This window comes from Vibrio sp. V01_P9A10T6, assembly GCF_963877065.1.
In the GTDB taxonomy this organism is placed as follows: domain Bacteria; phylum Pseudomonadota; class Gammaproteobacteria; order Enterobacterales; family Vibrionaceae; genus Vibrio; species Vibrio anguillarum.
In genome coordinates, this window is record NZ_CAWNTB010000156.1 from 37,196 (window position 1) to 62,353 (window position 25,158).

Genomic DNA, 25,158 nt, shown 5'->3' on the forward strand with positions numbered 1-25,158 from the left:
GTAAAAACTGATTTCTAGGCAATTTCACCAGCAGATTTTCAATTGAAGATGAATAAAGATCCAGATTGCGAACCGAATCACAACAATTCGGCAGAATTAATTTAAGTAAAAAAATTAACGATAAAACTATAAGTGAGCAAGATCTCATGATACAAAAAAAACAAAAAAACATTAAAAATAAAGGCACAAAAAGATAGCGAGCGCTTACAACCATAAGTTAATCGAATTGAGTATGAGAGGCAGATCACTGACCTAAATGAGAGTAAAAATCAAACCAAAGATGGTAAATTGACGTTTATAACGGTCACTTTCTACAAATTGACGTTTTTAACGGGAATTCAAATTGATAATTTTCTCTCCAAGGTGTCTTCTTACTCCTGCCAAAGGTCTACAGGCCACTCATGTTGACCAACTCCTCCGGTTTGTTAACACGCAATGAGGTAGGCCTTGGAGAGTGTTTATCAATTGATGACATTCATATCCATTAGTGAAATGAAAGCAAATAGTAAGGAACAGCTATGCTTGCCAATATTAAAAAAACAGCGCTAGCCGCTGCAGTAATCGCCGCCGCAGCGAGCCTTTCAGCTCCAGCAGCCGCACGCAGTGAGCTAACGATCGTACCTGATTTCTACCCTACAATGGTACGTAACTTTAACCCGTATCTAGCAACAAACCTACGTACGACCACTGATTTCATCTATGAACCACTGGTCATCTTCAACGAAATGCATGGTAATACACCCGTTATGCGTTTGGCTGAAGGCTTTAAAATGTCTGATGACCTAATGAGTGTTACTTTTGATATCCGTAAAGGTGTTAAATGGTCAGATGGTCAAGCATTTACAGCGGATGATGTCGTGTTCTCTTATGGCTTATTGAAAAATAAACCTGAACTCGACCAACGCGGTATCAACAAGTGGGTAACGAGCGTAGAAAAACTGAACGACTACCAAATCCGTTTCCGTTTAAGTGAAGCTAACTCAAACGTACCTTATGAAATCTCGTTAGTTCCTATCGTTGCTGAACATGTATGGAAAGATGTGAAAGATCCAGCGACTTTCACCAACGAAAACCCTGTAGGTACTGGTCCGTTTACTGAAATCGACACCTTCACTCCACAGCTATACATCCAATGTCGTAACCCGAATTACTGGGATGCTGCAAACCTTGAGGTTGACTGTTTGCGTGTACCTCAAATTGCAAACAATGACCAATTGCTAGGTAAAATTGTTAACTCTGAACTCGATTGGACCTCTTCATTCGTTCCAGATATTGACCGTACTTATGCCGCTGCAAGCCCTAGCCACCACTACTGGTATCCGCCATCAGGCACACAAGCATTTATGGTTAACTTCAAAAACCCAGATGCAGTAAAAAATGAAGCGCTAAGCAACGTTGATTTCCGTCGCGCATTCTCTATGGCTCTTGACCGTCAAACTATTATCGATATCGCTTTCTATGGCGGCGGTACCGTTAATGACTTCGCTTCAGGCTTAGGTTATGCATTCCAAGCTTGGTCTGATGAAAACATCCACAATAAGTACAAAGGCTACAACACGTACAACGTTGAAGGCGCGAAAAAACTGCTTGCTAAAGCGGGCTTCAAAGACGTGAACAAAGACGGTTTTGTTGATACTCCATCAGGTAAATCTTTTGAGCTACTTGTTCAATCACCAAATGGCTGGACTGACTTCAACAACACAGTACAACTTGCCGTTGAACAGCTTGCCGAAGTAGGCATCAAAGCACGTGCTCGTACTCCAGAGTTTGCGGTTTATAACCAAGCAATGCTTGAAGGTACTTATGACGTCGCTTACACCAACTACTTCCACGGTGCGGATCCACATCTATACTGGAACAGTGCATACAACTCTGCACTACAGAAAGGTGAAGGTATGCCTCGTTTTGCTATGCACTTCTACAAAAACGACAAGCTAGATACTTTGCTAGACAGCTTCTACAAAACAGCGGATAAAAATGAGCAGCTAGAAATCGCTCACGGAATTCAGAAAATCATTGCTGAAAACCAAGTGACCATCCCTGTAATGTCAGGTGCTTACATGTACCAATACAACACAGCACGCTTTAGCGGCTGGTGGAACGAAGAAAATCCTAAGGGTCGTCCAAACATTTGGGCTGGTATCCCTGAGCGTCTATTACACGTACTGGACCTAAAACCAGTTAAGTAAGTAGAAGTTCATTCCTTGCGGCGTACTTCGTGCGCCGCTAAATAAAATCCCCTAAATACCTAGCAAATGTATAACGCTCGTCGTTAGGGGATTTTTCGCTCTAAATTTCGCTAGGAGCGACCTGAAACCAGGTACAGGATAAAACTGGGTGAGTAAGGTGTGAGTTATGGGTTATTTTTTAAGACGTTTGTCATTTTATTTTATCGCGTTGCTGGTTGCAGCAACATTGAACTTCATTATTCCGCGAGCCATGCCTGGAGACCCAGTGACCATGATGTTCGCAAACGCAACAACGCAAGTAACGCCAGAACGAATCGAAGCGATGAAACAGCTTCTCGGTTTCGTTGATGGTCCGTTACCCGTACAGTATTTGACCTATTTAAAAAGCATTCTAAGTTGGGAATTAGGCACGTCGATTAAGTTCTATCCGTTAAGTGTCAATGAATTACTGGGTAGTGCATTTGGTTGGTCGTTATTTCTAGCGGGTACTGCGGTTGTGATCTCGTTCTCAATCGGTTCTCTACTGGGCATTTTTGCCGCATGGAAACGAGGCAGTCGTTACGATACGTTTATTACCCCAGGGATGTTGGTTATACAAGCCGTTCCGCAAGTGGTTATTGCGATGATCGCTATGTTTACTTTTGCTATCGGCTTGCAATGGTTCCCTACGGGTTATGCCTACACTGCTGGTACGATGCCAGATTGGACAAGTTGGACATTCATTAAAGATGTGGCCTACCACGCTTTCTTGCCTCTTGTCTGTGCATCTCTAGTACAAATCGGTGGGTTTCTCGTCAACATGCGTAACAACATGATTAACCTGCTCGCAGAAGACTACATCACGATGGCGAAAGGGAAAGGGCTCAGCGAAAACCGCGTGGTTTTCCAGTACGCCGCTCGTAATGCTTTATTGCCAAGTGTCACCGCTCTATCAATGTCTTTGGGTATGGCTATCGGTGGTCAGCTCATCATTGAAATTATCTTTAACTATCCTGGCCTTGGTACCGTTTTATTTAATGCGATCAACGCTCGTGATTACCAAGTTCTGCAAGGGCAGCTACTGATTATGACGCTCTTTATGCTGTTCTTTAACCTATTGGCGGACATGCTTTATGTCGTACTAGACCCTCGCCTACGCAAGGGAGGTAAATAATCATGAAAGATCTCATTAAACTCATTCGCGGCAATACCGTTGCCATGGTCGGTGTCATTATTTTGGGCCTATTTTTATTCATCGCCCTTGCTGCGCCACTGATCACCAAACATGCGCCAGATAAACGTACCGGAAATCCACACGAGTACCCATCGTTCGTCGTCAAAGCCGCTAAAGCAGATCCGAATGGCTGGATTGCTGAAAACTTGGCGACTGACCGCCGCACCTTACTGCTCTCAAAAGGTGAAGATCATGTGCTAGGCACCTCTCGTATGGGACGCGATGTTTGGTCACAAGTGGTGTATGGCGCACGAGTCTCACTCGCCGTGGGTTTTGGCGCAGGAATGACCGTCTGTTTTCTTGCGACTGTGATTGGTGTTTCTGCCGGTTACTTTGGCGGTAAGGTCGATGACATTCTAACCGCCGCTATGAATATCATGCTGGTGATACCGCAATATCCTCTTTTATTCGTGGTCGCGGCATTTATTGGAGAGGCCGGCCCATTAACCATTGCACTCATCATTGGCTGCACCTCCTGGGCTTGGGGCGCTAGGGTCGTACGCTCACAAACCCTCGCACTGCGTGAAAAAGAATTTGTCAGAGCGGCGGAAGTCTTGGGTGAATCATCATGGCGCATCATTTTCGTTGAGATTCTACCTAACCTCATCTCCATCGTTGGCGCTAGCTTCATCGGTTCAGTGATGTACGCCATCATGATGGAAGCCACCATCTCCTTCCTTGGTCTTGGCGATCCAAACACCATCAGTTGGGGCATCATGTTGTACAACGTTCAAACGTCCTCTTCTATGCTGATTGGCGCTTGGTGGGAACTGCTTGCTCCTTGTATTGCTTTGACTCTACTCGTTACTGGTTTGGCTTTACTGAACTTTGCGGTCGATGAAATTGCCAACCCACAACTGCGTTCACACAAAGGAATGAAGCGTTGGAAAAAACTCGCAGAGCAAGACAAGAAAGAGCGTCAGCCTGACCTGCCACCACAAAATGCACTTTGGAGCGGAGATAAATAATCATGACAAACCCACTTATTTCAATCCGTAACCTATGCGTTGACTACATCACCGACGCAGGTGATGTTCGAGCATGCAGCAACGTCAGTTTTGACATTGCACCTGGCGAAGTATTTGGCCTTGCTGGTGAATCTGGCTGTGGTAAATCAACTATCGCATTTTCACTGATGCGTCTGCATAAGCCGCCCGCGTTTATCACTGGCGGAGAAGTGATTTTTAATGGTGAAAATATCATTAAATACAGCGATGAACGCATGCAATCCTTTCGCTGGAGCCAAATGTCGATGGTGTTTCAAAGTGCGATGAACGCTTTGAACCCAGTATTGACGATGGAAGAGCAATTTTGTGACGTGATCATGCGCCATACCAACATGACTCGTGAACAAGCTAAACGCCGCGCTGAAGGTTTGTTAGAAATTGTCGATATTCACCCAAGTCGCTTAAACGATTACCCACACCAATTCTCAGGGGGTATGCGTCAGCGCTTGGTGATTGCAATTGCTCTCGCGCTCAATCCTAAAATGATCATTATGGATGAGCCGACTACGGCACTTGATGTGGTTGTCCAGCGTGAAATATTGCAAAAAATCTATGCGCTGAAAGAAGAGTTTGGCTTCTCTATCTTGTTCATCACCCATGATTTGTCGTTGATGGTCGAGTTCTCCGATCGGATTGGCATCATGTATTCCGGTGAATTAATTGAAGTGGCTCCTTCTAAACAGATTCTGGAAAGCCCTTTCCACCCTTATACCAAAGGGCTGGGTAGTTCTTTCCCTCCACTGACAGGCCCTAAAACGAAGTTAACTGGAATACCAGGTAACCCGTTGAACTTATTGGATATACCTCAAGGTTGTCGTTTCCAAGCTCGTTGCGATCGCGTACATGAAGCTTGCACCAAAATTCCAACGAGTTTGCGCCAAATAGAGCTTGGACGCTTCTCCAGTTGCCACCTTTACGGTGACCCAATTGCTCAAGTGAAACTGTAGAGCACAAGCTGTATTACAAAAATTTCTGGAGACAATTATGAGCAAAAATTTCGGTGAATTACTGGTTGAGGGGAAAAATCTAGTTAAAGATTTTCCAATCAACAGTAACACCCTAAAACAACCTATGATGCGAGCGATCAACGACGTATCGTTCAAAATGTTCAAAAGCCGCGGCTTGGCTGTCGTGGGTGAATCAGGCTCTGGCAAATCAACAACCGCTAAAATGATTGCCAAAATGTACGCCCCAACATCAGGTGTAATTGAATACAAAGGACGCGATATTTTAGACATCACTTCACGCAGTGACCTGATGCACTATCGCGAAGGCGTCCAGATGGTATGGCAAGATCCGTTTGGCTCACTCAACCCAACTCATACCATTTTTCATCATATTGCTCGTCCACTGCTTATCCATAAAAAAGTGACGTCAGGTAATAAGAGAGAGTTAGAAGAACGCGTTCACGATTTACTGGAACAAGTCGGCCTTATTCCACCAAAAGAAACAGCCGCGAAATATCCGCACCAGTTGTCTGGTGGACAGCGCCAACGTGTCAACTTAGCGCGTAATATCGCGGTTGGTGCCGAAGTGGTACTGGCTGATGAACCAACCTCCATGTTGGATGTGTCGATTCGTGCGGGTGTTCTCAACCTGATGGAAGAGATGAAGTTTGAAAAGCAGATGTCGCTGCTTTATATCACGCACGACATCGCCACCGCACGCTACATCGCCGAAGACTTAGCCGTCATGTACGTCGGACATATGGTGGAATGGGGCGATACCGAAGAGATCATTCACGATCCTCAGCACCCATATACTCAACTATTGGTTTCCGCAGTACCCGATCCTAGTAAATCGATACACGAGAAGCTCAAAGGGAACAAAGGCGAAATTCCACTTTGGACTCCAGTATCAACAGGCTGCCCTTTTGCTGGTCGATGCATGCAGGCAAGTGACAAATGTCGTGAACAACTTCCAGCGGTGACTCAGTTGTCTGATAACCACTTTGTTCGTTGTTACTTATTTGAATAATCACTAACGCACACCTTAAAGTATTGAAGCCGCTGAAATAACCTCATCGGTTTCAATGCCTTAGGTAAAAATATAAAACAAAGTCAGCACACGCCCCCGACGGGTTGAGTGCTGGCGAGAAATCAAAGATCTGGCTTGGAGATGTTTAATGCTGCTACTGATTAACCATATTGGTTATGAGCCACAAGGGCCCAAACAGGCGATACTAATGAGTAACACGCTCCGTGTTTCTTCCGATATCGCCCTGCTTGTTTGTGCAAACAGCCATCAAACGGTGTCGACTTTCGTTGTTGAACCACAAGCTAAAGTCGCACATTGGCATTTAGGTAGCTTTTATACGATCGACTTTTCTCAATACACCACTTCAGGACAGTATTACCTGCGTTTTGAAAATACCCACTCCCCTATTTTTGAAATTGGTGAAGGGATACTGATGAAAAAAACGTTTTCTGATGTATTGCACTACTTCAAATCACAACGTTGTGGTGGCATTTTCGACCAGCAAGATAAGCTCGTACCACTGCTTGGTACATCAACCACTGCCGATGTACACGGTGGCTGGTACGACGCTTCCGGTGACGTCAGTAAGTATCTGAGTCACCTTTCTTACGCCAACTATTTAAACCCTCAACAAACCCCAATGGTGGTTTGGAATATGCTAAAGGGATTGGCACAACTAGAACATCACTCGAGTTTTGCTGCATTTTCTCGCACTCGCCTTAAGGAAGAGGCGTTATTTGGTGCTGATTTTCTGATCCGCATGCAAAACTCCGAGGGGTTCTTTTATACAACGGTCTTTGACAAATGGAGCAAGGACATTAAGCAGCGAGAGATCTGCGCCTATGCCACTCAATCCGGCCACAAGTCTGACGATTATCAAGCCGGATTTCGTCAAGGGGGAGGTATTGCGATTGCCGCTCTTGCAGTGGCAGCACGTTTAGATGTTCACGGTGATTTCACCTCAGAACACTATTTAACAGCGGCGGAGCATGGTTACTGGCATTTAAAAGAAAATAACACGCGCTATCTCGACGATGGCCAAGAGAACATCATTGATGCCTATTGCGCTCTGCTTGCATCGGTTGAGCTCTACCGCTCAACTCATCAAGCAAATTATCTGGTTGAGTGTCGTCTTTGGGCACAAAGGTTATGCGCTTATCAACACAGCGACGCTAACATCGCTCATTATTGGGCAGCCAATAGTGATGCCACTCGTCCTTATTATCACGCCGCCGAAGCTGGGCTACCAGTGATTGCACTGTGCGAATATCTCGAGATTGAAACAGAAGAACACCGCAAACAATCGGTCGTTCAAGTGATTGAGAATGCTTGCCGCTTTGAGCTCACTATCACTCATCAAGTCAGTAACCCATTTGGCTACCCACGCCAATATGTAAAACCTGTGAATGGCGACAAACGCTGCGCATTTTTTGTCGCTCACGACAATGAATCCGGCTACTGGTGGCAAGGCGAAAATGCGCGTTTAGGATCGCTCGCGTGTATGGCTTATCGCGCCCAAGCCTTCGTCAACGCAGATCTGCATGCCCCTTTAACCACCTTTGCACAAAATGCATTGAACTGGATTATCGGATTAAATCCATACGATATGTGCATGCTCGATGGGCACGGTCGCAACAATCCAGACTACCTACCCCATTTAGGCTTTTTTAACGCCAAAGGGGGAGTGTGTAATGGCATTACAGGCGGTTTTGAAGATGAAGAAGATATCGCTTTTAACCCAGCGAAACAGAAGGATGACATGCTGCAAAACTGGCGTTGGGCTGAGCAATGGATTCCTCATGGTGCTTGGTATCTGCTGGCCATCACAACCCAGTTTTGCCACTTCTCAACACCAGACTTAGAGAGGCAATCATGACTTTTTATTATGTCGGTATTGATGGAGGCGGCACATCATGTCGCGCACGCATCCGCAACGAGCAAGGCGCGCTGTTAGGTGAAGCGAAAAGCGGTAGCGCCAATATTTTATTGGGTGTGGAACTTGCCATGCAGGCGATCATTGATGCAATTACTCAAGCGGCGCACCAAAGCGGGCTGACGAAAGAGAATTTTGCTCAGATGCACGTGGGTCTTGCTCTGGCTGGCGCAGAACAAAAATCCGCATGGCATGCGTTTATGTCCCAGACACATCCTTTTGCTTCACTAACGCTCAACACAGATGCTTACGGTGCGTGTATTGGTGCTCATAATGGCGACGATGGCGCAATTATGATCGCGGGAACGGGCTCTTGTGGCCTATTTTTACACGCTGGGCAGCAGCATGTGGTGGGTGGCCGAGAATTTCCCATATCCGATCAAGGCAGTGGTGCCATCATGGGGTTACGCCTAATCCAGCGCGTGTTACTCATTGCAGATGGTATCGGCGAGCCTTCATTATTAAGCGCTCATGTGATGCAACATTTTAACCACGATGTTGATCAGATTGTCGAATGGTCAAAAAACGCACTCCCACGAGACTATGGCCAGTTCTCTCCCGTTATTTTTTCTCTAGCGCAACAAGGTGATGCGCTGGCGATAGAGCTTCTCAAACAAACCGCGGCAGACATCGAAATGTTTCTTGTCGCTCTTCATAACAAAGGAGCCAAGCAGATCTGCCTCATGGGTAGCATTGCAGAGCGTATCTTGTATTGGCTTTCTCCACCAGTACAACAGTGGATTGTTCAACCTCAATTCGACGCTATCGAAGGCGCGATTATGTTTGCCGGCAAAGCCGAGCATAATTTGTATTAAGGAATCACTATGAGCTATCGAATTGACTTTGCGGTACTCTCAGAACAGAAGCAATTTTGCCGTTTTGGTTTAACGTTCCATAACTTAAGCGATCAAGACCTAAAAGACTGGTCGTTACATTTTGTGATTGATCGCTTCATTCAGCCAGACAGCATCACCCATGGCAACGTAGTGCAAATAGGCAGTTTCTGCTCATTAACGCCAGATATGACCGTGCTTGCTGCAAACTCACATTTTTACTGTGAATTTAGCATCAAAACCGCCCCTTTCCATTTTTACACTGATGGCGTAAAGCACGCCTTTGTTCAATGCAATGGTGAGCAACCGATCGAACGTCATGATGTGATCGTAACTCCGATTGCTCTCGCCTCGCCTTATCGTGAGCGCAGTGAAATACCCGCAACAGAAGCCGCGAGCCTCAGTCTCATTCCATTACCAAACAAGATTGAATCCGGCACAGGGCATTGCACCTTAACGACTTCGAGCCAGATTACCTTGCAATCCACATGCGCTGAGCAAGCTGCGACTTGGTTACAACAGGAACTCAACCGTATATTTGATTTTCAGCCCAAACCCATTGGCAGCGCTGATATTATCTACCGCACTAACCCGACCTTTGACGAGGGCGCGTATCAACTCAACGTCGATCGTACCGGCATTCGCTTAGAGGCGAGTGGCCATCAAGGCTTTATGTATGCTAGCGCGACCCTGTTGCAGTTGATCCAAATTCAAGATCAATCGTGGTTAGTCCCCTGCGTCAAAATCAGTGATGCGCCACGCTTTAAGTACCGAGGCATGATGCTCGACTGTGCGCGCCATTTTCATGGAATCGAGACAGTTAAACGGCTTATTAACCAATTAGCGCATTACAAATTCAATACGTTCCATTGGCATTTGACCGATGACGAAGGATGGCGTATCGAAATTAAAGCACTGCCACAACTCACCGACATCGGTGCATGGCGAGGGGTTGATGAAGTGCTCGAACCTCAATACAGCTTGTTAACGCAGCGTCACGGTGGTTTCTATACACAACAAGAGATCAAAGAGGTTATCGCATACGCTCAAGAGCGTGGTATCACAGTGATCCCTGAAATTGATGTTCCCGGACATTGCCGCGCCGCGATCAAATCTCTGCCTCATCTGCTGGCCGATAAAGAGGATCAATCACACTATCGCAGCATTCAATATTATAACGATAACGTCCTCTCCCCCGCCCTTGAAGGAACGTATGAGTTCTTAGATATCGTCTTGCAAGAAGTCTCTGAGCTATTTCCATCCCCCTTTATCCATATTGGTGCTGACGAAGTGCCCGATGGGGTCTGGATTAACAGCCCTAAATGTCAACAACTGATGGCTGATAATGGCTATACCGAGGCCAAAGAATTACAAGGACACTTATTGCGTTATGCCGAACAAAAACTGCGTACGCTTGGCAAACGCATGGTCGGCTGGGAAGAAGCACATCATGGCAATAAGGTCAGTAAAGATACCGTTATCTACTCTTGGCTTTCTGAAGCGGCGGCATTGAACTGCGCGAAACAAGGGTTTGATGTGATTTTACAACCCGGTCAGTACACGTATCTGGATATTGCTCAAGATTATGCGCCAGAAGAACCGGGTGTTGACTGGGCAGGTGTTACCCCATTAGAAAAAGCCTATCGCTATGAACCTTTAGCCGAAGTGCCCGAAAACGATCCACTCCGTAAGCGAATTCTCGGTATTCAGTGCGCTTTATGGTGTGAATTAATCAATAACCCACAGCGTATGGAATACATGATTTACCCACGCTTAACTGCACTCGCTGAAGCAGGATGGACTCATAAAGTGCATCGTGATTGGCAAGATTATCTGTCACGGCTCAAAGGACATCTGCCGATGTTGGACAAGCAAGGCATCCGTTACCGAGCACCATGGAAATAAACACAACACTTGGAGTCGGCATTACCTCTCCTTGGTTTTCTCTAGCATAATTTTTGGCTGCAAAAGACGCAGTTTGTTTAAAAGGAAATGACAATGAAATACGGCTATTTCGATAACGACAATCGTGAATATGTCATCACACGCCCTGACGTTCCAGCGCCTTGGACCAACTACTTAGGGACAGAAAAATTCTGCACCGTGATCTCTCATAACGCGGGCGGTTACTCTTTTTACAATTCACCAGAATATAACCGTGTTACCAAATTTCGCCCGAACGCTTCTTTTGATCGCCCGGGGCACTATGTTTACTTACGTGACGATGCAACTGGCGACTATTGGTCTATTTCTTGGCAACCCGTAGCAAAAAGCTTAGAAGAAGCGAAGTATGAAGTCCGCCACGGCCTCTCTTACTCCAAATTCAAATGTGAATACAGCGGCATTACTGCCACTAAAACTCTCTTTGTACCGAAAGGCGAAGATGCTGAAATTTGGGATGTCGTCATTAAAAACGATTCCACAGAGACTCGCACTATCAGCGCTTTTTCGTTTGTTGAATTCTCTTTTAGTCACATTCAATCCGATAACCAAAACCATCAGATGTCGCTTTACTCTGCAGGTACCGCTTATCACGCGGGTGTGATTGAGTACGATCTTTACTACAACACCAATGATTTCGAAGGCTTTTACTACTTAGCCTCGACGTTTGATCCAGACTCTTATGATGGACAACGCGACACCTTCCTCGGCTTGTATCGTGACGAAGCCAATCCCATTGCAGTAGAACGTGGTCACTGCTCGAACAGCGCGCAAACTTGCTACAACCATTGCGGTTCGCTGCACAAACAATTTGTGATCCAACCGGGTGAAGAAGTTCGCTTTGCTTATATTTTGGGAATTGGTAAAGGCAATGGCGCGCGTTTGCGTGCTAAGTACCAAGACTTGGCTAATGTCGATGCCGCTTTTGCTGGGATCAAAGCGCATTGGGATGAACGTTGTGCGAAATTCCAAGTAAAATCACCGAATGAAGGCCTTGATACCATGATAAACACTTGGACGCTTTATCAAGCGGAAACGTGTGTGGTGTGGTCTCGCTTTGCCTCTTTCATTGAAGTGGGTGGTCGTACTGGCCTTGGTTACCGTGATACGGCGCAAGATGCCATTTCAGTACCGCACGCAAACCCGAAGATGACCCGTAAACGCTTGGTTGATCTGCTTCGTGGTCAAGTCAAAGCAGGCTATGGCCTACACCTATTTGATCCTGACTGGTTTGATCCAGAAAAAGCGGATGTCAAACCATCAAAATCGCCAACCGTTGTACCAACGCCAAGTGATGAAGATAAGATCCACGGCATTGAAGATACGTGTTCTGACGATCATCTCTGGCTCGTTCCAACCATCTGTAAATACGTGATGGAAACGGGTGAAACATCCTTCTTTGATGAAGTGATCCCTTACGCCGATGGTGGCAATGCAACGGTTTACGAACACATGAAGGCGGCGCTTAACTTCTCAGCAGAATACGTAGGGCAAACAGGTATCTGCAAAGGCTTACGCGCTGACTGGAACGATTGCCTGAACTTAGGTGGTGGCGAATCATCTATGGTTTCTTTCCTCCACTTTTGGGCGCTGCAAGAGTTTATCGACCTTGCAAAATACCGTGACAATGCAGAGGATGTTGCGAAATATACCGAAATGGCGGCGAACGTACGTGAAGCTTGTGAAACTCACCTTTGGGATGAAGAAGGCGGCTGGTATATCCGTGGCCTGACGAAAAATGGCGACAAGATAGGAACCGCTCAGCAAACTGAAGGTCGAGTTCATCTTGAATCAAACACACTCGCCGTCTTATCGGGCGCTGTGTCGCAAGAGCGTGGTGAAAAAGCGATGGACGCCGTTGATGAGAATCTATTCTCCGAATACGGCTTACATCTGAACGCACCTTCCTTCTCTACCCCTAATGATGATATCGGTTTCGTTACTCGTGTTTATCAAGGTGTTAAAGAAAATGGCGCTATTTTCTCACATCCAAACCCTTGGGCATGGGTTGCAGAAACGAAGCTTGGCCGTGGTGATCGAGCCATGAAGTTCTACGACGCATTAAACCCTTATAACCAAAACGACATCATTGAAAAGCGCGTTGCCGAACCTTACTCATACGTGCAGTTCATTATGGGACGAGATCACCAAGATCACGGCCGTGCAAACCATCCATGGTTAACAGGTACGTCTGGTTGGGCCTACTTTGCCGTCACCAACTTCATTTTGGGTGTTCGTGTCGGTTTTGATGGCCTCGTCGTAGACCCATGCATTCCTACCAATTGGCCTGGTTTTGAAGTAACTCGCCAATGGCGCGGCGCGACTTACAACATCACAGTGCAAAACCCGAACTCCGTTAGTAAAGGAGTGAAAACAATCACAGTGAATGGCGAAGCAGTAGAAGGCGTGATTCCTGTCATGGCACAAGGCAGTGTCAACGATGTAGTGGTTATTCTCGGTTAACGCGATTTGAGCCTCAGCGCGAAGGAGCTGAGGCTCAACATTCGTCCCACAAGGATTTTATTATGATCAAATTTGGTACAGGTGGCTGGCGCGCCTTTATTGGTGAAGAGTTTACCAAAGACAACGTCTGTCTAGTGGCTCAATCACTTGCCAACATCATTAACCACGAAAATGTGGCTAACAACGGGTTTGTTATCGGCTACGACCGCCGCTTTCTTTCTGACAAAGCCGCACGTTGGTTTGCGCAAGTCTTAGCAGCGAATGGCGTGGTGGTAAGTTTTATCGATAAGTTTGTTCCTACCCCTATTGTGATGTTCAAGGCCAAAGAGATGAATTGCGCCTATTCGGCGTGTATTACGGCATCCCACAACCCTGCGGACTACAACGGCATCAAAGTGTTCATTGAAGGTGGACGAGACGCTGATGAAGTGATCACACAAAAGATTGAACAACAAATCGCGTCACTGACGCTTGCCGATGTAAAACACGTCGAATTTGAACAAGCGCTGCAAGATAAATCGATTGTCATCATCAACCCAATGAATGAATTTGTTGATTCAATCATCAACTTTATCGATATTGAAGCGATCAAAAAAGCCAACCTACGTGTGTTGATTGACCCTATGTTTGGCGTCGCGAAAAATGCATTGCAGACGGTTCTGATCAATGGCCGCTGCGATGTGGATGTGATCAATGATGGCAAAAACCCCGATTTTGGCGGTTTAATGCCTTCCCCTAATGCAGCGACTCTTTATCGTCTCAAACATTTAGTGGCCGCAGAAGGTTACGATATTGGGATAGGTACCGACGGTGATGCAGACCGACTTGGTATTATTGATGAGAAAGGCAACTTCATCCATCCTAATGAAGTACTGATCCTGCTTTACTACTACCTGCTTGAATATAAGGGTTGGAAAGGATCCGTGGTGCGTAATATCGCCACCACCCACCTGCTGGATAAAATTGCCGCTGACCACGATGAGAAAAGTTTTGAAGTCCCCGTTGGCTTTAAACACATCAGCTCACAAATGGAAGCGGATGATTCACTGATTGGTGGTGAAAGCTCCGGCGGTTTAACCATTCGTGGACACATCAAAGGTAAAGATGGGGTTTTTGCATCGAGTTTGTTGGTTGAAATGATCAGCGTGACAGGTAAAAAACTCTCCGAATTACTGGGGGAAATTTACGCGAAATACGGTTACGCCTACACCGCAGAAGGTGACTGCAAATTTAAAGCCGCACAAAAAGAGTCGTTGTATAACAAAATTTACGTTGAGAAACAGTTGCCTCAATTTGAGTATGAGATTGAGAAAGTCAGTTACGAAGACGGAGCCAAAGTCTACTTCAAAAACGGCGGCTGGGTTATTGCTCGTTTCTCTGGTACCGAACCATTGCTACGCATTTTTGCTGAAATGGCGGATAAAGACACTGCAGAACGTGTTCTTCAACAGGTGAAAGATTTTCTATCGTTATAGCTTTTACCCACTTCGACTCAAATTTGAGTCGCTATACCCGCACAGTATGAAGAGGTTGTAGGTATATCGATGAAGAACACTTGCCCGGCGTCATGCCGGGCTTTTTTTAAAAAGCCAACACACCTTGCGTATCAATGCTGACTGCAACATTTTGCCCAACGCTCAACGGCTGTGAAGAACTCGCCAGCAACTTACTGCCATACGCATCAATCACATAACGGCAGTGATCGCCCATAAATTGCTGCTCTAACACGCGGACTTTGCTCTCTTGCTGCGCACTAATTTGAATGTGTTGTGGCCGCAGTAGTAATTCGCATTTGGCTTCAAGCTCAATGGGTTGCTGAGCTTTGGCGTCAACCACACCTAAATCGGTCTCAAATTGCCATTCTGAAATTCGTTTGGCGCTTAAATAACTTCCACCACCTAAGAAATCGGCCACAAATTTACTCGACGGTTGGTAGTACAGCTCTGATGCGGTGCCATATTGCTCAATCACACCGTGATTCATTACCGCCATTTTATCAGCAAAAGCAAAAGCTTCTTCGCGGCTATGGGTCACAAAAATAGCCGTCACACCCTGCTTTTTAAAAATGTTGCGAATTTCACCGATCAACTCATGGCGAACTTGGGTATCGATGTTGGAAAACGGCTCATCAAGCAGTAGCAGATCCGGTTTATACGCCAAGGAGCGAGCAATCGCCACTCGCTGCTGCTGTCCACCCGATAGTTGATGAGGATAACGATCCCCCAGCCCCGCTAAGTGCACTAATGCCAACATCTCTTCGACTTTCGCTTTGCGCTCGGTTTGAGAGAGCTGACGCAATCCAAACGCGATATTTTCCGCAACAGTTAAGTGAGGAAACAGCGCATAATCTTGGAAAATCATCCCTATGTTTCGCGCTTCCGGTGGCAACCAATGTTGACCATCATCAATCGTCACACAATTAAGGCTCATCACCCCAGAGCTAAGCGGCAGCAAACCCGCAATAGCTTTCAATAAGGTCGTTTTCCCACAACCACTTGCTCCTAATAAACAGACGATTTCTCCCTGTTTGACTTCCAGCGACAGTGATTGTAAAACCGTTTGGTTTTCATATTTGCAAGTCAAATCATGGATAGACAGCGCACAACTCATCAGTGATTTTGCTCCAGTGAACGGTTAACGACGATAAGCGGAATTAAACCAACCGCGACCAAGAGTATCGCAGGCAAAGCAGCCACTTCTAATTGTTCATCCGATGCGTAGTTATAAACATAGGTCGCCAAGGTTTCGAAATTGAACGGACGCAATAACAAAGCGGCATTCAGCTCTTTCATTGACTCAATAAACACCAACAACCCAGCGATAAGCGTACCACGGCGGATCAATGGCAGATGAACTCGCCACAGCATAGCGTTCGATCGATAACCCATAGTTCGAGCCGCCATATCCAAAGAAGGTGAGACTTTATTGAGGCTACTTTCTATACTACCAATCGCCACGGCCGAAAAACGCACCACTAAAGCAAAAACAATAGCAAACATCGAACCAGAAAAGATAAGACCCGGTCGCCCCCATTGCATCGCTTTAGCAACATCATTGACCCAATGATCCATAAACAGCACCGGAACCATCACACCAATCGCTAGCACGGTTCCGGGAACCGCATACCCCATAGAAGACAAGCGCATAAAGGCTAAAGTCACCCCATTGGCGTTCAACCGATGGCAAAAATTCACGACCAAAGCAATCAACACCGCCACCAGCGCTGTCGTCAACGAAACCGTTAAGCTATTGATCGCAAAGTCTTGGAACTCCGAAGTCCAACTTTTCGCAAAATAATGATAAGCGAATGAGGCCAACTGCAATAAAGGCAGAAGAAACGCGAGCGCAACTAGCCCCCAACACCAACACAAAGCGGCCCATTTTTTCCACCCTTGCAACTGATAGCGAAAATCTTCATGGCTGTTAAATTGGCTTTGAAATAATTTCTGTTTACGACGACTATAGCGCTCTGCGCTCAGCAGTAATAATACAATCACCAACATGATGGCAGATATTTTCGCTGCCGCATTCAAATTAGAATAACCGAGCCAAGTGTCATACACCGCAGTCGTTAGGGTATTAACGGCAAAGTAACTCACCGTACCAAAATCTCCCACCGTTTCCATCGCCACTAAGGAGAGGCCAACCGCCATCGCGGGCCGTGCAAGCGGTAGTGAAATCAGACGAAAACTCTGCCACGGAGAGCATTTTAATAGACGAGCGGATTGCAATAAGGAGACGTTTTGTTCCATGAATGCTGCACGGCACAGTAGGTAAACATATGGATAAAGCACCAGCGCAAGCACAATGCTTGCCCCGCCCAAACTGCGAATGTCGGGAAACCAGTAATCACCTGCGCCCCAACCCGTAATATCTCTAAGTAACACTTGCACTGGGCCTGCGTAGTCAAACCAACCGGTAAAGATGTAACCGATAATATAGCCGGGCATCGCAAGTGGTAACACCAAAGCCCATTGTAAAATGCGTTCGGTAGGCAGCTTACACATCGCCATTAACCAAGCACTGGGAATGCCAAATAGCAAAGAAAGCCCCATCACACTGAACGTTAATACGACGGTATTAAAGGTATAGGTGGGCATCACTGTTGACATGAGATGAGAAAAAACCTCATCACTTTGTCCCGCAGCGGTAATAAAGATGGCTAAGATCGGCAAAACCAGTAGCACAGTGACACTGGCACTACTGGTTTTCCATAATGTATTTTTTTCTTTCATTGCCTAATTACAATAAGGCTTACTGACACATAAATGCGTTTGCAAATACATCTCATGCCCCTTCAATAGAATAGGGGCACTGTTATACCCCTAGAACCGATTAAAGGTCAAATTTCACTTCATCAAGCAGCTTAATTGCCGCGGCATGATTGTCGGCAATTTTTTCGAGCGGCAGTGGATCCGCTTTAAAATCACCCCATGAAGCGACTAGTGTAGAACGCTCAACACCTGCTTTTACTGGGTATTCAAAGTTGACGTCAGCGTACATGTGCTGTGCTTTATCGCTGGTCAAAAACTCCATCAGCTTAACTGCGTTTTCTTTGTTAGGCGCGTACTTCGCCATCGCCATACCACTCACGTTAACATGCGTGCCTTGCGCATTCTGACCTGGGAAGTTGATGTAGACGGCTTCAGCCCATGATTTTTGCTTCTCATCAGCTAACATTTTCCCTAAATAATAGCTATTACCCAATGAGACATCACACAAACCTTCTTTAATCGCTTTAACTTGGTCACGATCGTTACCTTGAGGCTTACGTGCTAAATTGGCTTTGACACCTTCAAGCCAAACTTTAGTGCTCGCTTCGCCTTGCTCTGCAATCATGGATGCAACCAGCGCCACGTTGTAAGGGTGTTTACCACTACGAGTACAGATTTTGCCTTTAAATTCAGGCTTCGCGAGGTCAGCGTAGTTGAAGTCATCACCCAGCTTGCCTACGCGATCGCGTGATGAGTAGACACTACGGGTACGCACTGTTAGTGCAAACCACTCGTCTTCGCTATCGCGATACTGGGCAGGAATGTTGGTTTCAATGGTTTTGTTATCCACCGCTTGGACTAAACCTTTTTCAGATAACTCAAAAAGACGGCTAAATTCTGAGGTTAAAATCACGTCAGCAGGGCTGTACTCACCCTCTTGTACCAATTTCTCAGCAATCCCTTCTTTCGCAAACTTCACATTCACTTTGATACCGGTTTGTTGAGTGAACTCTTTAAACATCGGCTCAATCAAAAATGGTTGGCGGTATGAGTAAACGTTGACCTCTTCTGCCGCCATCGCGCTCGGAGCCATCACACTACATGCCATCGCAGACAGAGTAAGCAGTTTCTTCATTTCTAGTTCCCTTTAAAATTGGTAATGATAATGTTTATCAGTTTCGTTATTATATTGATGATGGATTGAAAAACAATTCAATCAATAAAAAAACCTGCCTTAATCGGCAGGTTTTTAGGTAGGTTATCTGTAAGGAAATATTACTTTATTGTCACGAATTCTGGGTAGGCCCCCACCCCACAGTCGTGCATATCCATCCCTTCTAATTCTTCTTCTTCCGAAACTCGAATGCCTATCGTTGCCTTCAGGATGCCCCAAACCACAAGGCTTGCACCAAATACCCAAGCGAAAATCACTGCGGCTCCAAGTAGTTGAGCGCCAAAAGTCGCATCAGTATTGCTGATTGGCACAACCATTAAACCGAACAAACCACATACGCCATGTACTGAAATTGCGCCCACAGGATCGTCAATTTTCACTTTATCAAGAGCAATAATGCTAAACACAACCAACACACCCGCTACAGCACCAATCGCTACCGCATACAGTGGTGATGGAGAGAGAGGATCAGCGGTAATAGCCACTAACCCGGCCAACGCACCGTTGAGTACCATGGTTAAATCCGCTTTACCCCAAGTGGTTTTACAAACTAATAGAGCCGCGATAGAACCCGCTGCTGCAGCGGCATTGGTGTTGAGGAAAATCTGACCAACCGCTGTTGCGTTTTCAAAATCAGACAGCATTAGTTGTGAACCACCGTTAAAACCAAACCAGCCAAACCACAGGATAAATGTACCCAAAGTCGCAAGTGGCATGTTGGAGCCCGGAATAGGGTAAATTTCACCATTTTTACCGTATTTACCTTTACGTGCTCCCAACAAGATGACCCCAGCTAGCGCCGCCGATGCACCCGCTAAGTGAACAATACCTGAGCCGGCAAAATCACTGAAACCGGCAGCAGAAAGAAAGCCACCGCCCCAAGTCCAATAGCCTTCCATTGGGTAAATAAATGCGGTCAAAATGACGGAAAAAATAAGGAACGACCACAATTTCATTCGCTCAGCGACAGCGCCAGAAACCACCGACATCGCGGTTGCCACAAACACCACTTGGAAGAAAAAGTCTGATTCAAGGGAGTGATCCGCGCCTTCTGCTTGGCTACCCATCAAGGAGCCGAATGAAGGCAGCCAGCCTGCTTCTGCGTTATCAACATACATAATGTTGTAACCAACCACTAAATACGTGGTACAGGCAATCGCGTACAAACAAAAGTTTTTGGTTAAAATTTCAGTGGTGTTTTTAGAACGGACTAAACCCGCCTCTAGCATGGCAAAGCCAGCTGCCATCCACATCACCAACGCACCCGAAATCAAGAAAAAAAACGTATCGAGTGCGTAACGTAGCTCTGTTACCGTTGCTGCTAATTCCATAATGGTTATCTCCAATCCTTTGAATCTTTACAGTGCTTCACTGTCCATTTCGCCAGTACGAATACGCACAGCTTGGCTGAGGTCATACACAAAAATTTTTCCGTCACCAATTTTTCCGGTGTGCGCCGCTTTGATAATCGCTTCTATCACGCGATCGACATTTTCAGCTTGTGTCGCTATTTCTAATTTCACTTTAGGCAGAAAATCGACTTGATATTCCGCGCCTCGGTAGAGCTCGGTGTGCCCTTTTTGGCGACCAAAGCCTTTCACTTCGGAAACCGTCATCCCTTCGATGCCGACATCGGCCAAAGCTTCACGCACATCGTCTAACTTAAATGGTTTAATTATCGCGTTGATCAGTTTCATTGCATCCTCTCACAAGCAGTAGTCCGTTTACGATCAATACAATCCAAGCTGCGTGCCAACTTTTTAACTTAATGATTTTAAAAGATTTGTAACCATTTCTTATGCCAAAAAGAAAAGGGTTGCACAAATGAGGTGCAACCCTTTCCCACAAATAAAGCGAAGTGTTTAATCTTCACCAGTTTTGTGCAGCGCTAAGTGAAGTCCGCAGGTGAGTAACGTACAAATTCGCACCACTGCTTGATCATCAAAGCAAAATCGTCAATGCCGCAGCTTGCGGTGCTTTCACAATCGTAAAAATCAAACTCACTGTCACTATCAAGCGCTTCACCATGCGTCAAAACATTGGCCTGAACCGTGACCTCATCGGCAAGAATCATCACGCTGATCTCCTGCCCCTCAAGCGTCTGCTCTTGATTAAATGCACGTTTCGATGCTGCCATTAGCGCAATAACTTGATCTATTTTGGGAAGATCGTTGCTAATCTCCTCTTGTAGCCAACGGCCAATAATTTCGTGCCCCATCGAAAAAGAGCAGTAATAGCTCCCATCTAGGGTATTTTTTTTAAATTCGTAGTCCATCGGGTTCTCGATATTGGTGCTTGGGGATACGGATAACTTTGTTATTATCGGTGATTATGGCTAACGAAACCACTTGAGATTATGCAGATCACAGAAACCACCGCACGCCAGATTGTAGAAAGAGCGATGAAGATCATCACTTATTCAGTCAACGTAATGGATGAAAAGGGACGCATTATTGGCTCAGGTGATCCCACTCGTTTGCACCAGAAACACGAAGGGGCGATTTTAGCCATCAATGAAAATCGAGTGGTTGAAATTGATCATGCCACCGCCAGTTACCTAAAAGGCGTTAAACCCGGCATCAATTTCCCCATCATTTATCAACAACGAGTGATCGGCGTGGTTGGAATTTCCGGTAACCCAACGGAGGTTCACCGTTATGGCGAGCTGGTCAAAATGACGGCGGAGCTTATCGTTGAACAAGCCGCACTGATGGCACAAGTACAGTGGAATAAGCGCCACCGTGAAGAGCTGCTATTACAACTAATTCAAGGTGCCACTCTCAACGAAACACAGCTCAATTCAATCGCCGAGCGGTTAGGGCTCGACCTTTCCCAGCCGCGTATCGCTGCCGTGGTCAAATTGATCCCAGATAACGACACCGCCTTATCGCTAGAACACTTACAGCAGTTAGTGCATCTGCTGGAATACCCTGAACGGGACAATTTGGTGGGGATCATTTCAGTTTATCACAACGAAGTGGTGGTTTTAAAACCCATCTCACTCACCGAAAAAGGTTGGTCACAAGAGGCCGAAACGAAACGAGTCAATCAACTGTTGAAGCGAGTGAAAAAAGAGGGCAAATTCACCATCAAAATTGCACTAGGTGATTATTTTCCAACGCTCTCTGGGCTGGCTCAATCTTATCAAACCGCCAAGTTGACGATGCAAGCCTCCCGTCATAAACAGGGGGACGTCTTCTTTTATCAAGATGATAAGTTACCTGTACTGCTCAATAGCGTACAGCATGAGCCATGGAGCCGCGAGCAGTTACGCCACCCCTATACCCTGCTGGAACGGTATGATACTAAGGGAATATTAATTAAAACCCTCCGCCATTATTTTGAGCAAAACTGCGATGTTCATCAAACTTGCCAAACACTGCATATTCACCGTAATACCTTGCGCTATAGGCTTGAAAAAATTGAGCAAGTAACCGCTTTAAAATTCAATCAGTTAAATGACATTACTCACCTTTATTTGGCTTTATCTTGCTTCAAATAAAAACATAAAATTGTGCATTTGCACAATTAATAAGTCGCGTCAAAGCCAGTAATCTGTGCAATAGACTGAAGACTCTTTTATTTTTGCTCCCTATATTGCAGCCAATCACTGATAAAAAATATGGATATAGAAGATGATTGAAGTTTCAACTCTCGGAGCTCTGGCCGCATTAGTCGTGGCTATCACGCTCATTCTAAAAAAAGTACCACCCGCCTATGGCATGATCATCGGCGCGTTGGTCGGTGGCGTGATCGGCGGTGTATCGCTGACCGACACCGTTGCTCTGATGATTGGTGGCGCACAAGGCATTGTAACCGCAGTGCTACGCATTCTTGCAGCAGGTATTTTGGCTGGTGTATTGATTGAATCAGGCGCTGCCACTTCCATTGCAGAAACCATAGTGAAAAAGGTTGGAGAAACTCGCGCTTTATTTGCCTTGGCCTTAGCAACCTTAATTTTGACTGCGGTCGGCGTGTTTGTCGACGTGGCAGTAATCACCGTATCTCCTATCGCTCTGGCGATCGCTCGCCGTGCCGATCTCTCCAAGGCGGCCATTCTGCTAGCGATGATTGGCGGCGGTAAAGCGGGTAACGTAATGTCACCTAACCCTAATGCGATTGCCGCAGCCGACGCGTTTAACGTGCCACTTACTTCTGTCATGGCGGCGGGTATTATTCCTGGGATCTGCGGGCTTATTGTGGCTTACTTGATTGCCAAACGTTTAGTTAATAAAGGAAGTAAAGTCTCCGCCAATGAAGTCGTTGCGGTGGATCATTCTAGGCTCCCCCGCTTTAGCTCAGCGATCATCGCACCATTAGTGGCGATTGTGTTACTCGCACTACGCCCTATCGCTGGCATCAATGTGGATCCTTTAATTGCACTACCATTAGGCGGATTAGTCGGTGCGGTCGTGATGGGACGATTTGCAGACACTAACCACTTCGCGGTTTCAGGTTTAACACGCATGGCTCCAGTTGCGGTTATGCTGCTTGGTACTGGTACTTTAGCCGGCATCATCGCCAATTCAGGTCTTAAAGGCGGTTTAATCGAAGTACTGACCGCTTCTGGCTTGCCTTCTTACCTGCTTGCACCGATCTCAGGTGCAATGATGTCACTGGCGACCGCTTCCACCACCGCAGGTACAGCCGTTGCCTCCAGCGTCTTTAGCTCCACTATACTCGAGCTAGGCGTACCTGCGCTGGCAGGAGCTGCCATGATCCATTCAGGTGCGACCGTACTTGATCATATGCCACACGGTAGTTTCTTCCATGCCACGGGCGGAGCGGTACATATGGACATTCGTGAGCGTCTCACCTTAATTCCTTATGAATCGGCAGTAGGTTTAGTGATTGCCTTCATTTCTGTGATGATTTTTGGCGTATTTGGTCTGTTTGTTTAACGCAGTTAAGGTGTTAAAAATGAAAATTGTTATTGCTCCAGATTCTTATAAAGAGAGCCTAACGGCAATGGAAGTCGCCACCGCGATAGAGAATGGATTCAAACAAGTGTTGCCCGATGCGCACTACATTAAGTTACCGATGGCCGATGGCGGCGAAGGGACGGTCCAATCACTGGTTGATGCCACTAATGGATCGATTGTTACCACAACGGTGACGGCGCCGCTAGGTGAGCAAGTCGAGGCTTTTTATGGCTTAATGGGTGATGGTAAAACAGCGATCATTGAGATGGCGGCCGCATCTGGCTTACACCTGGTGCCGCCAGAGCAACGCAACCCAATGAACACCACCAGCTACGGTACTGGTGAGCTGATTAAAACCGTGCTCGATCAAGGTGTTGAACACATCATCATCGGCATTGGTGGCAGTGCAACCAACGATGGTGGCCTCGGCATGGCGCAAGCCCTCGGCATTCAACTGCTTGATTCAGATGGCAATCCATTAGGCTTTGGGGGCGGTGAATTGTCGAAACTGGCCTCGATTGATCTCACACTACTGGACCCACGTTTAGCCCGCATCAAACTGGAGGTCGCCTGCGATGTCGATAATCCACTGTGCGGCGTACAAGGCGCTTCGCACGTCTTTGGCCCACAAAAAGGAGCGACACCCGAGATGGTCGCGCAACTTGATGCCAACCTTGCGCATTATGCAAACATCATCAAAACGCAATTAGGTCGTGATGTTAAAGAGATGCCGGGTGCTGGCGCGGCAGGCGGTTTAGGTGCGGCGCTGGTTGGTCTACTAGGAGCGAGCCTTCGTCCTGGCATTGAAATTGTGATGGATGCAGTGAACCTTAGCGATGTAGTAAAGGATGCCGATTTAGTCATCACTGGGGAAGGACGCATTGATAGCCAAACCATTCACGGTAAAACGCCAATCGGTGTTGCGCGCACTGCCAAACGTTTTTCCGTGCCAGTGATCGGCATTGCAGGCTGCTTGTCAGCAGACTGCGCCGTTGTTCACCCACATGGCATCGATGCGGTATTCAGTGTCGTTCCACGCTCGGTCGACTTGCCTACAGCCCTTGCCGAAGCGGCGCAAAATGTAGAAATGACCGCGCGTAATGTCGCGTGTGTTTTTAGCTTGTCTTACAGGCAATAACTATTTCGCTGAATACCATATGACGTTCACACTCATTTTAACTCCATTGAAAGAACAACGTTATGAATTATGGGGCAAGTCATTGTTGGCGGAGCATTGCAGCCACCAATCGAACTTAATCTAATGCTATTTCAGCATTGAGTGAGAAGCTAGA

19 protein-coding genes are annotated in these 25,158 nt (G+C 46.4%); 13 read left to right on the plus strand and 6 right to left on the minus strand.

What is annotated here, in order from left to right; genetic code table 11:
- Positions 1–518: 518 nt before the first annotated feature.
- The 10 genes from AACQ21_RS10485 (at position 519) to AACQ21_RS10530 (ending at position 15,031) form a co-directional block, all read left to right on the plus strand.
- Complete coding sequence (locus tag AACQ21_RS10485; protein ID WP_013857639.1) at positions 519–2,189, plus strand: ABC transporter substrate-binding protein; 1,671 nt, start codon at positions 519–521, stop codon at positions 2,187–2,189.
- A gap of 166 nt (positions 2,190–2,355) precedes the next feature.
- Positions 2,356–3,342 carry an ABC transporter permease gene (locus AACQ21_RS10490; protein ID WP_013857640.1) on the plus strand — a complete coding sequence of 329 codons (987 nt, stop codon included), beginning with the start codon at positions 2,356–2,358 and terminating at the stop codon, positions 3,340–3,342.
- A 2-nt stretch (positions 3,343–3,344) separates the two neighbouring features.
- Positions 3,345–4,370: an ABC transporter permease gene (locus AACQ21_RS10495; protein ID WP_013857641.1), complete on the plus strand. Its 1,026-nt coding sequence runs from the start codon at positions 3,345–3,347 to the stop codon at positions 4,368–4,370.
- Positions 4,371–4,372: 2 nt separating this feature from the next.
- Positions 4,373–5,356 carry an ABC transporter ATP-binding protein gene (locus AACQ21_RS10500; protein WP_013857642.1) on the plus strand — a complete coding sequence of 328 codons (984 nt, stop codon included), beginning with the start codon at positions 4,373–4,375 and terminating at the stop codon, positions 5,354–5,356.
- 37 nt (positions 5,357–5,393) lie between these two features.
- The gene (locus AACQ21_RS10505; protein WP_013857643.1) at positions 5,394–6,386 is read left to right on the plus strand and encodes an ABC transporter ATP-binding protein; all 993 of its coding nucleotides are present in this window, start codon (positions 5,394–5,396) and stop codon (positions 6,384–6,386) included.
- 148 nt (positions 6,387–6,534) lie between these two features.
- Positions 6,535–8,262, plus strand: coding sequence for a glycoside hydrolase family 9 protein (locus AACQ21_RS10510; protein WP_017049769.1), 1,728 nt, complete (start codon positions 6,535–6,537; stop codon positions 8,260–8,262).
- Entirely contained in the window at positions 8,259–9,134 is an 876-nt protein-coding gene (locus AACQ21_RS10515) for an N-acetylglucosamine kinase (RefSeq protein WP_105977492.1), read from the plus strand. Before AACQ21_RS10510 ends, AACQ21_RS10515 begins: the two co-directional genes overlap by 4 nt.
- Positions 9,135–9,143: 9 nt before the next feature.
- Positions 9,144–11,057, plus strand: a complete 1,914-nt coding sequence (locus tag AACQ21_RS10520) for a beta-N-acetylhexosaminidase (RefSeq protein WP_105977493.1) — start codon at positions 9,144–9,146, stop codon at positions 11,055–11,057.
- Between the two features lie 93 nt (positions 11,058–11,150).
- Positions 11,151–13,556 carry a GH36-type glycosyl hydrolase domain-containing protein gene (locus AACQ21_RS10525; RefSeq protein WP_029189900.1) on the plus strand — a complete coding sequence of 802 codons (2,406 nt, stop codon included), beginning with the start codon at positions 11,151–11,153 and terminating at the stop codon, positions 13,554–13,556.
- Positions 13,557–13,618: 62 nt separating this feature from the next.
- Positions 13,619–15,031, plus strand: a complete 1,413-nt coding sequence (locus AACQ21_RS10530) for a phosphoglucomutase/phosphomannomutase family protein (RefSeq protein WP_013857648.1) — start codon at positions 13,619–13,621, stop codon at positions 15,029–15,031.
- A 106-nt stretch (positions 15,032–15,137) separates the two neighbouring features.
- Here AACQ21_RS10530 and AACQ21_RS10535 read toward each other — a convergent pair whose 3' ends face one another.
- The 6 genes from AACQ21_RS10535 to AACQ21_RS10560 all read right to left on the minus strand — a co-directional run bounded on the left by AACQ21_RS10535 (position 15,138) and on the right by AACQ21_RS10560 (position 21,219).
- Positions 15,138–16,166 carry an ABC transporter ATP-binding protein gene (locus AACQ21_RS10535; protein ID WP_013857649.1) on the minus strand — a complete coding sequence of 343 codons (1,029 nt, stop codon included), beginning with the start codon at positions 16,164–16,166 and terminating at the stop codon, positions 15,138–15,140.
- Positions 16,166–17,791, minus strand: a complete 1,626-nt coding sequence (locus AACQ21_RS10540; protein WP_105977494.1) for an ABC transporter permease — start codon at positions 17,789–17,791, stop codon at positions 16,166–16,168. The genes AACQ21_RS10535 and AACQ21_RS10540 overlap by 1 nt, the downstream gene beginning before the upstream one ends.
- 100 nt (positions 17,792–17,891) lie before the next feature.
- Positions 17,892–18,905 carry a Fe(3+) ABC transporter substrate-binding protein gene (locus AACQ21_RS10545; protein ID WP_105977495.1) on the minus strand — a complete coding sequence of 338 codons (1,014 nt, stop codon included), beginning with the start codon at positions 18,903–18,905 and terminating at the stop codon, positions 17,892–17,894.
- 140 nt (positions 18,906–19,045) lie between these two features.
- Entirely contained in the window at positions 19,046–20,275 is a 1,230-nt protein-coding gene (locus AACQ21_RS10550) for an ammonium transporter (RefSeq protein WP_029189899.1), read from the minus strand.
- A 27-nt stretch (positions 20,276–20,302) separates the two neighbouring features.
- Entirely contained in the window at positions 20,303–20,641 is a 339-nt protein-coding gene (locus AACQ21_RS10555) for a P-II family nitrogen regulator (protein WP_010317537.1), read from the minus strand.
- 191 nt (positions 20,642–20,832) lie between these two features.
- The gene (locus AACQ21_RS10560) at positions 20,833–21,219 is read right to left on the minus strand and encodes a YacL family protein (RefSeq protein WP_010317535.1); all 387 of its coding nucleotides are present in this window, start codon (positions 21,217–21,219) and stop codon (positions 20,833–20,835) included.
- 81 nt (positions 21,220–21,300) lie between these two features.
- On the opposite strand from AACQ21_RS10560, the gene AACQ21_RS10565 reads away from it, so the two are divergent.
- The 3 genes from AACQ21_RS10565 to AACQ21_RS10575 all read left to right on the plus strand — a co-directional run bounded on the left by AACQ21_RS10565 (position 21,301) and on the right by AACQ21_RS10575 (position 25,004).
- Positions 21,301–22,446 (plus strand): sugar diacid recognition domain-containing protein, encoded by a 1,146-nt coding sequence (locus AACQ21_RS10565; protein WP_105977496.1) that lies wholly within the window; start codon positions 21,301–21,303, stop codon positions 22,444–22,446.
- A gap of 133 nt (positions 22,447–22,579) precedes the next feature.
- The gene (locus tag AACQ21_RS10570) at positions 22,580–23,845 is read left to right on the plus strand and encodes a GntP family permease (protein WP_094163604.1); all 1,266 of its coding nucleotides are present in this window, start codon (positions 22,580–22,582) and stop codon (positions 23,843–23,845) included.
- Positions 23,846–23,864: 19 nt separating this feature from the next.
- Positions 23,865–25,004: a glycerate kinase gene (locus AACQ21_RS10575; RefSeq protein WP_105977497.1), complete on the plus strand. Its 1,140-nt coding sequence runs from the start codon at positions 23,865–23,867 to the stop codon at positions 25,002–25,004.
- The last annotated feature ends 154 nt before the right edge of the window (positions 25,005–25,158 follow it).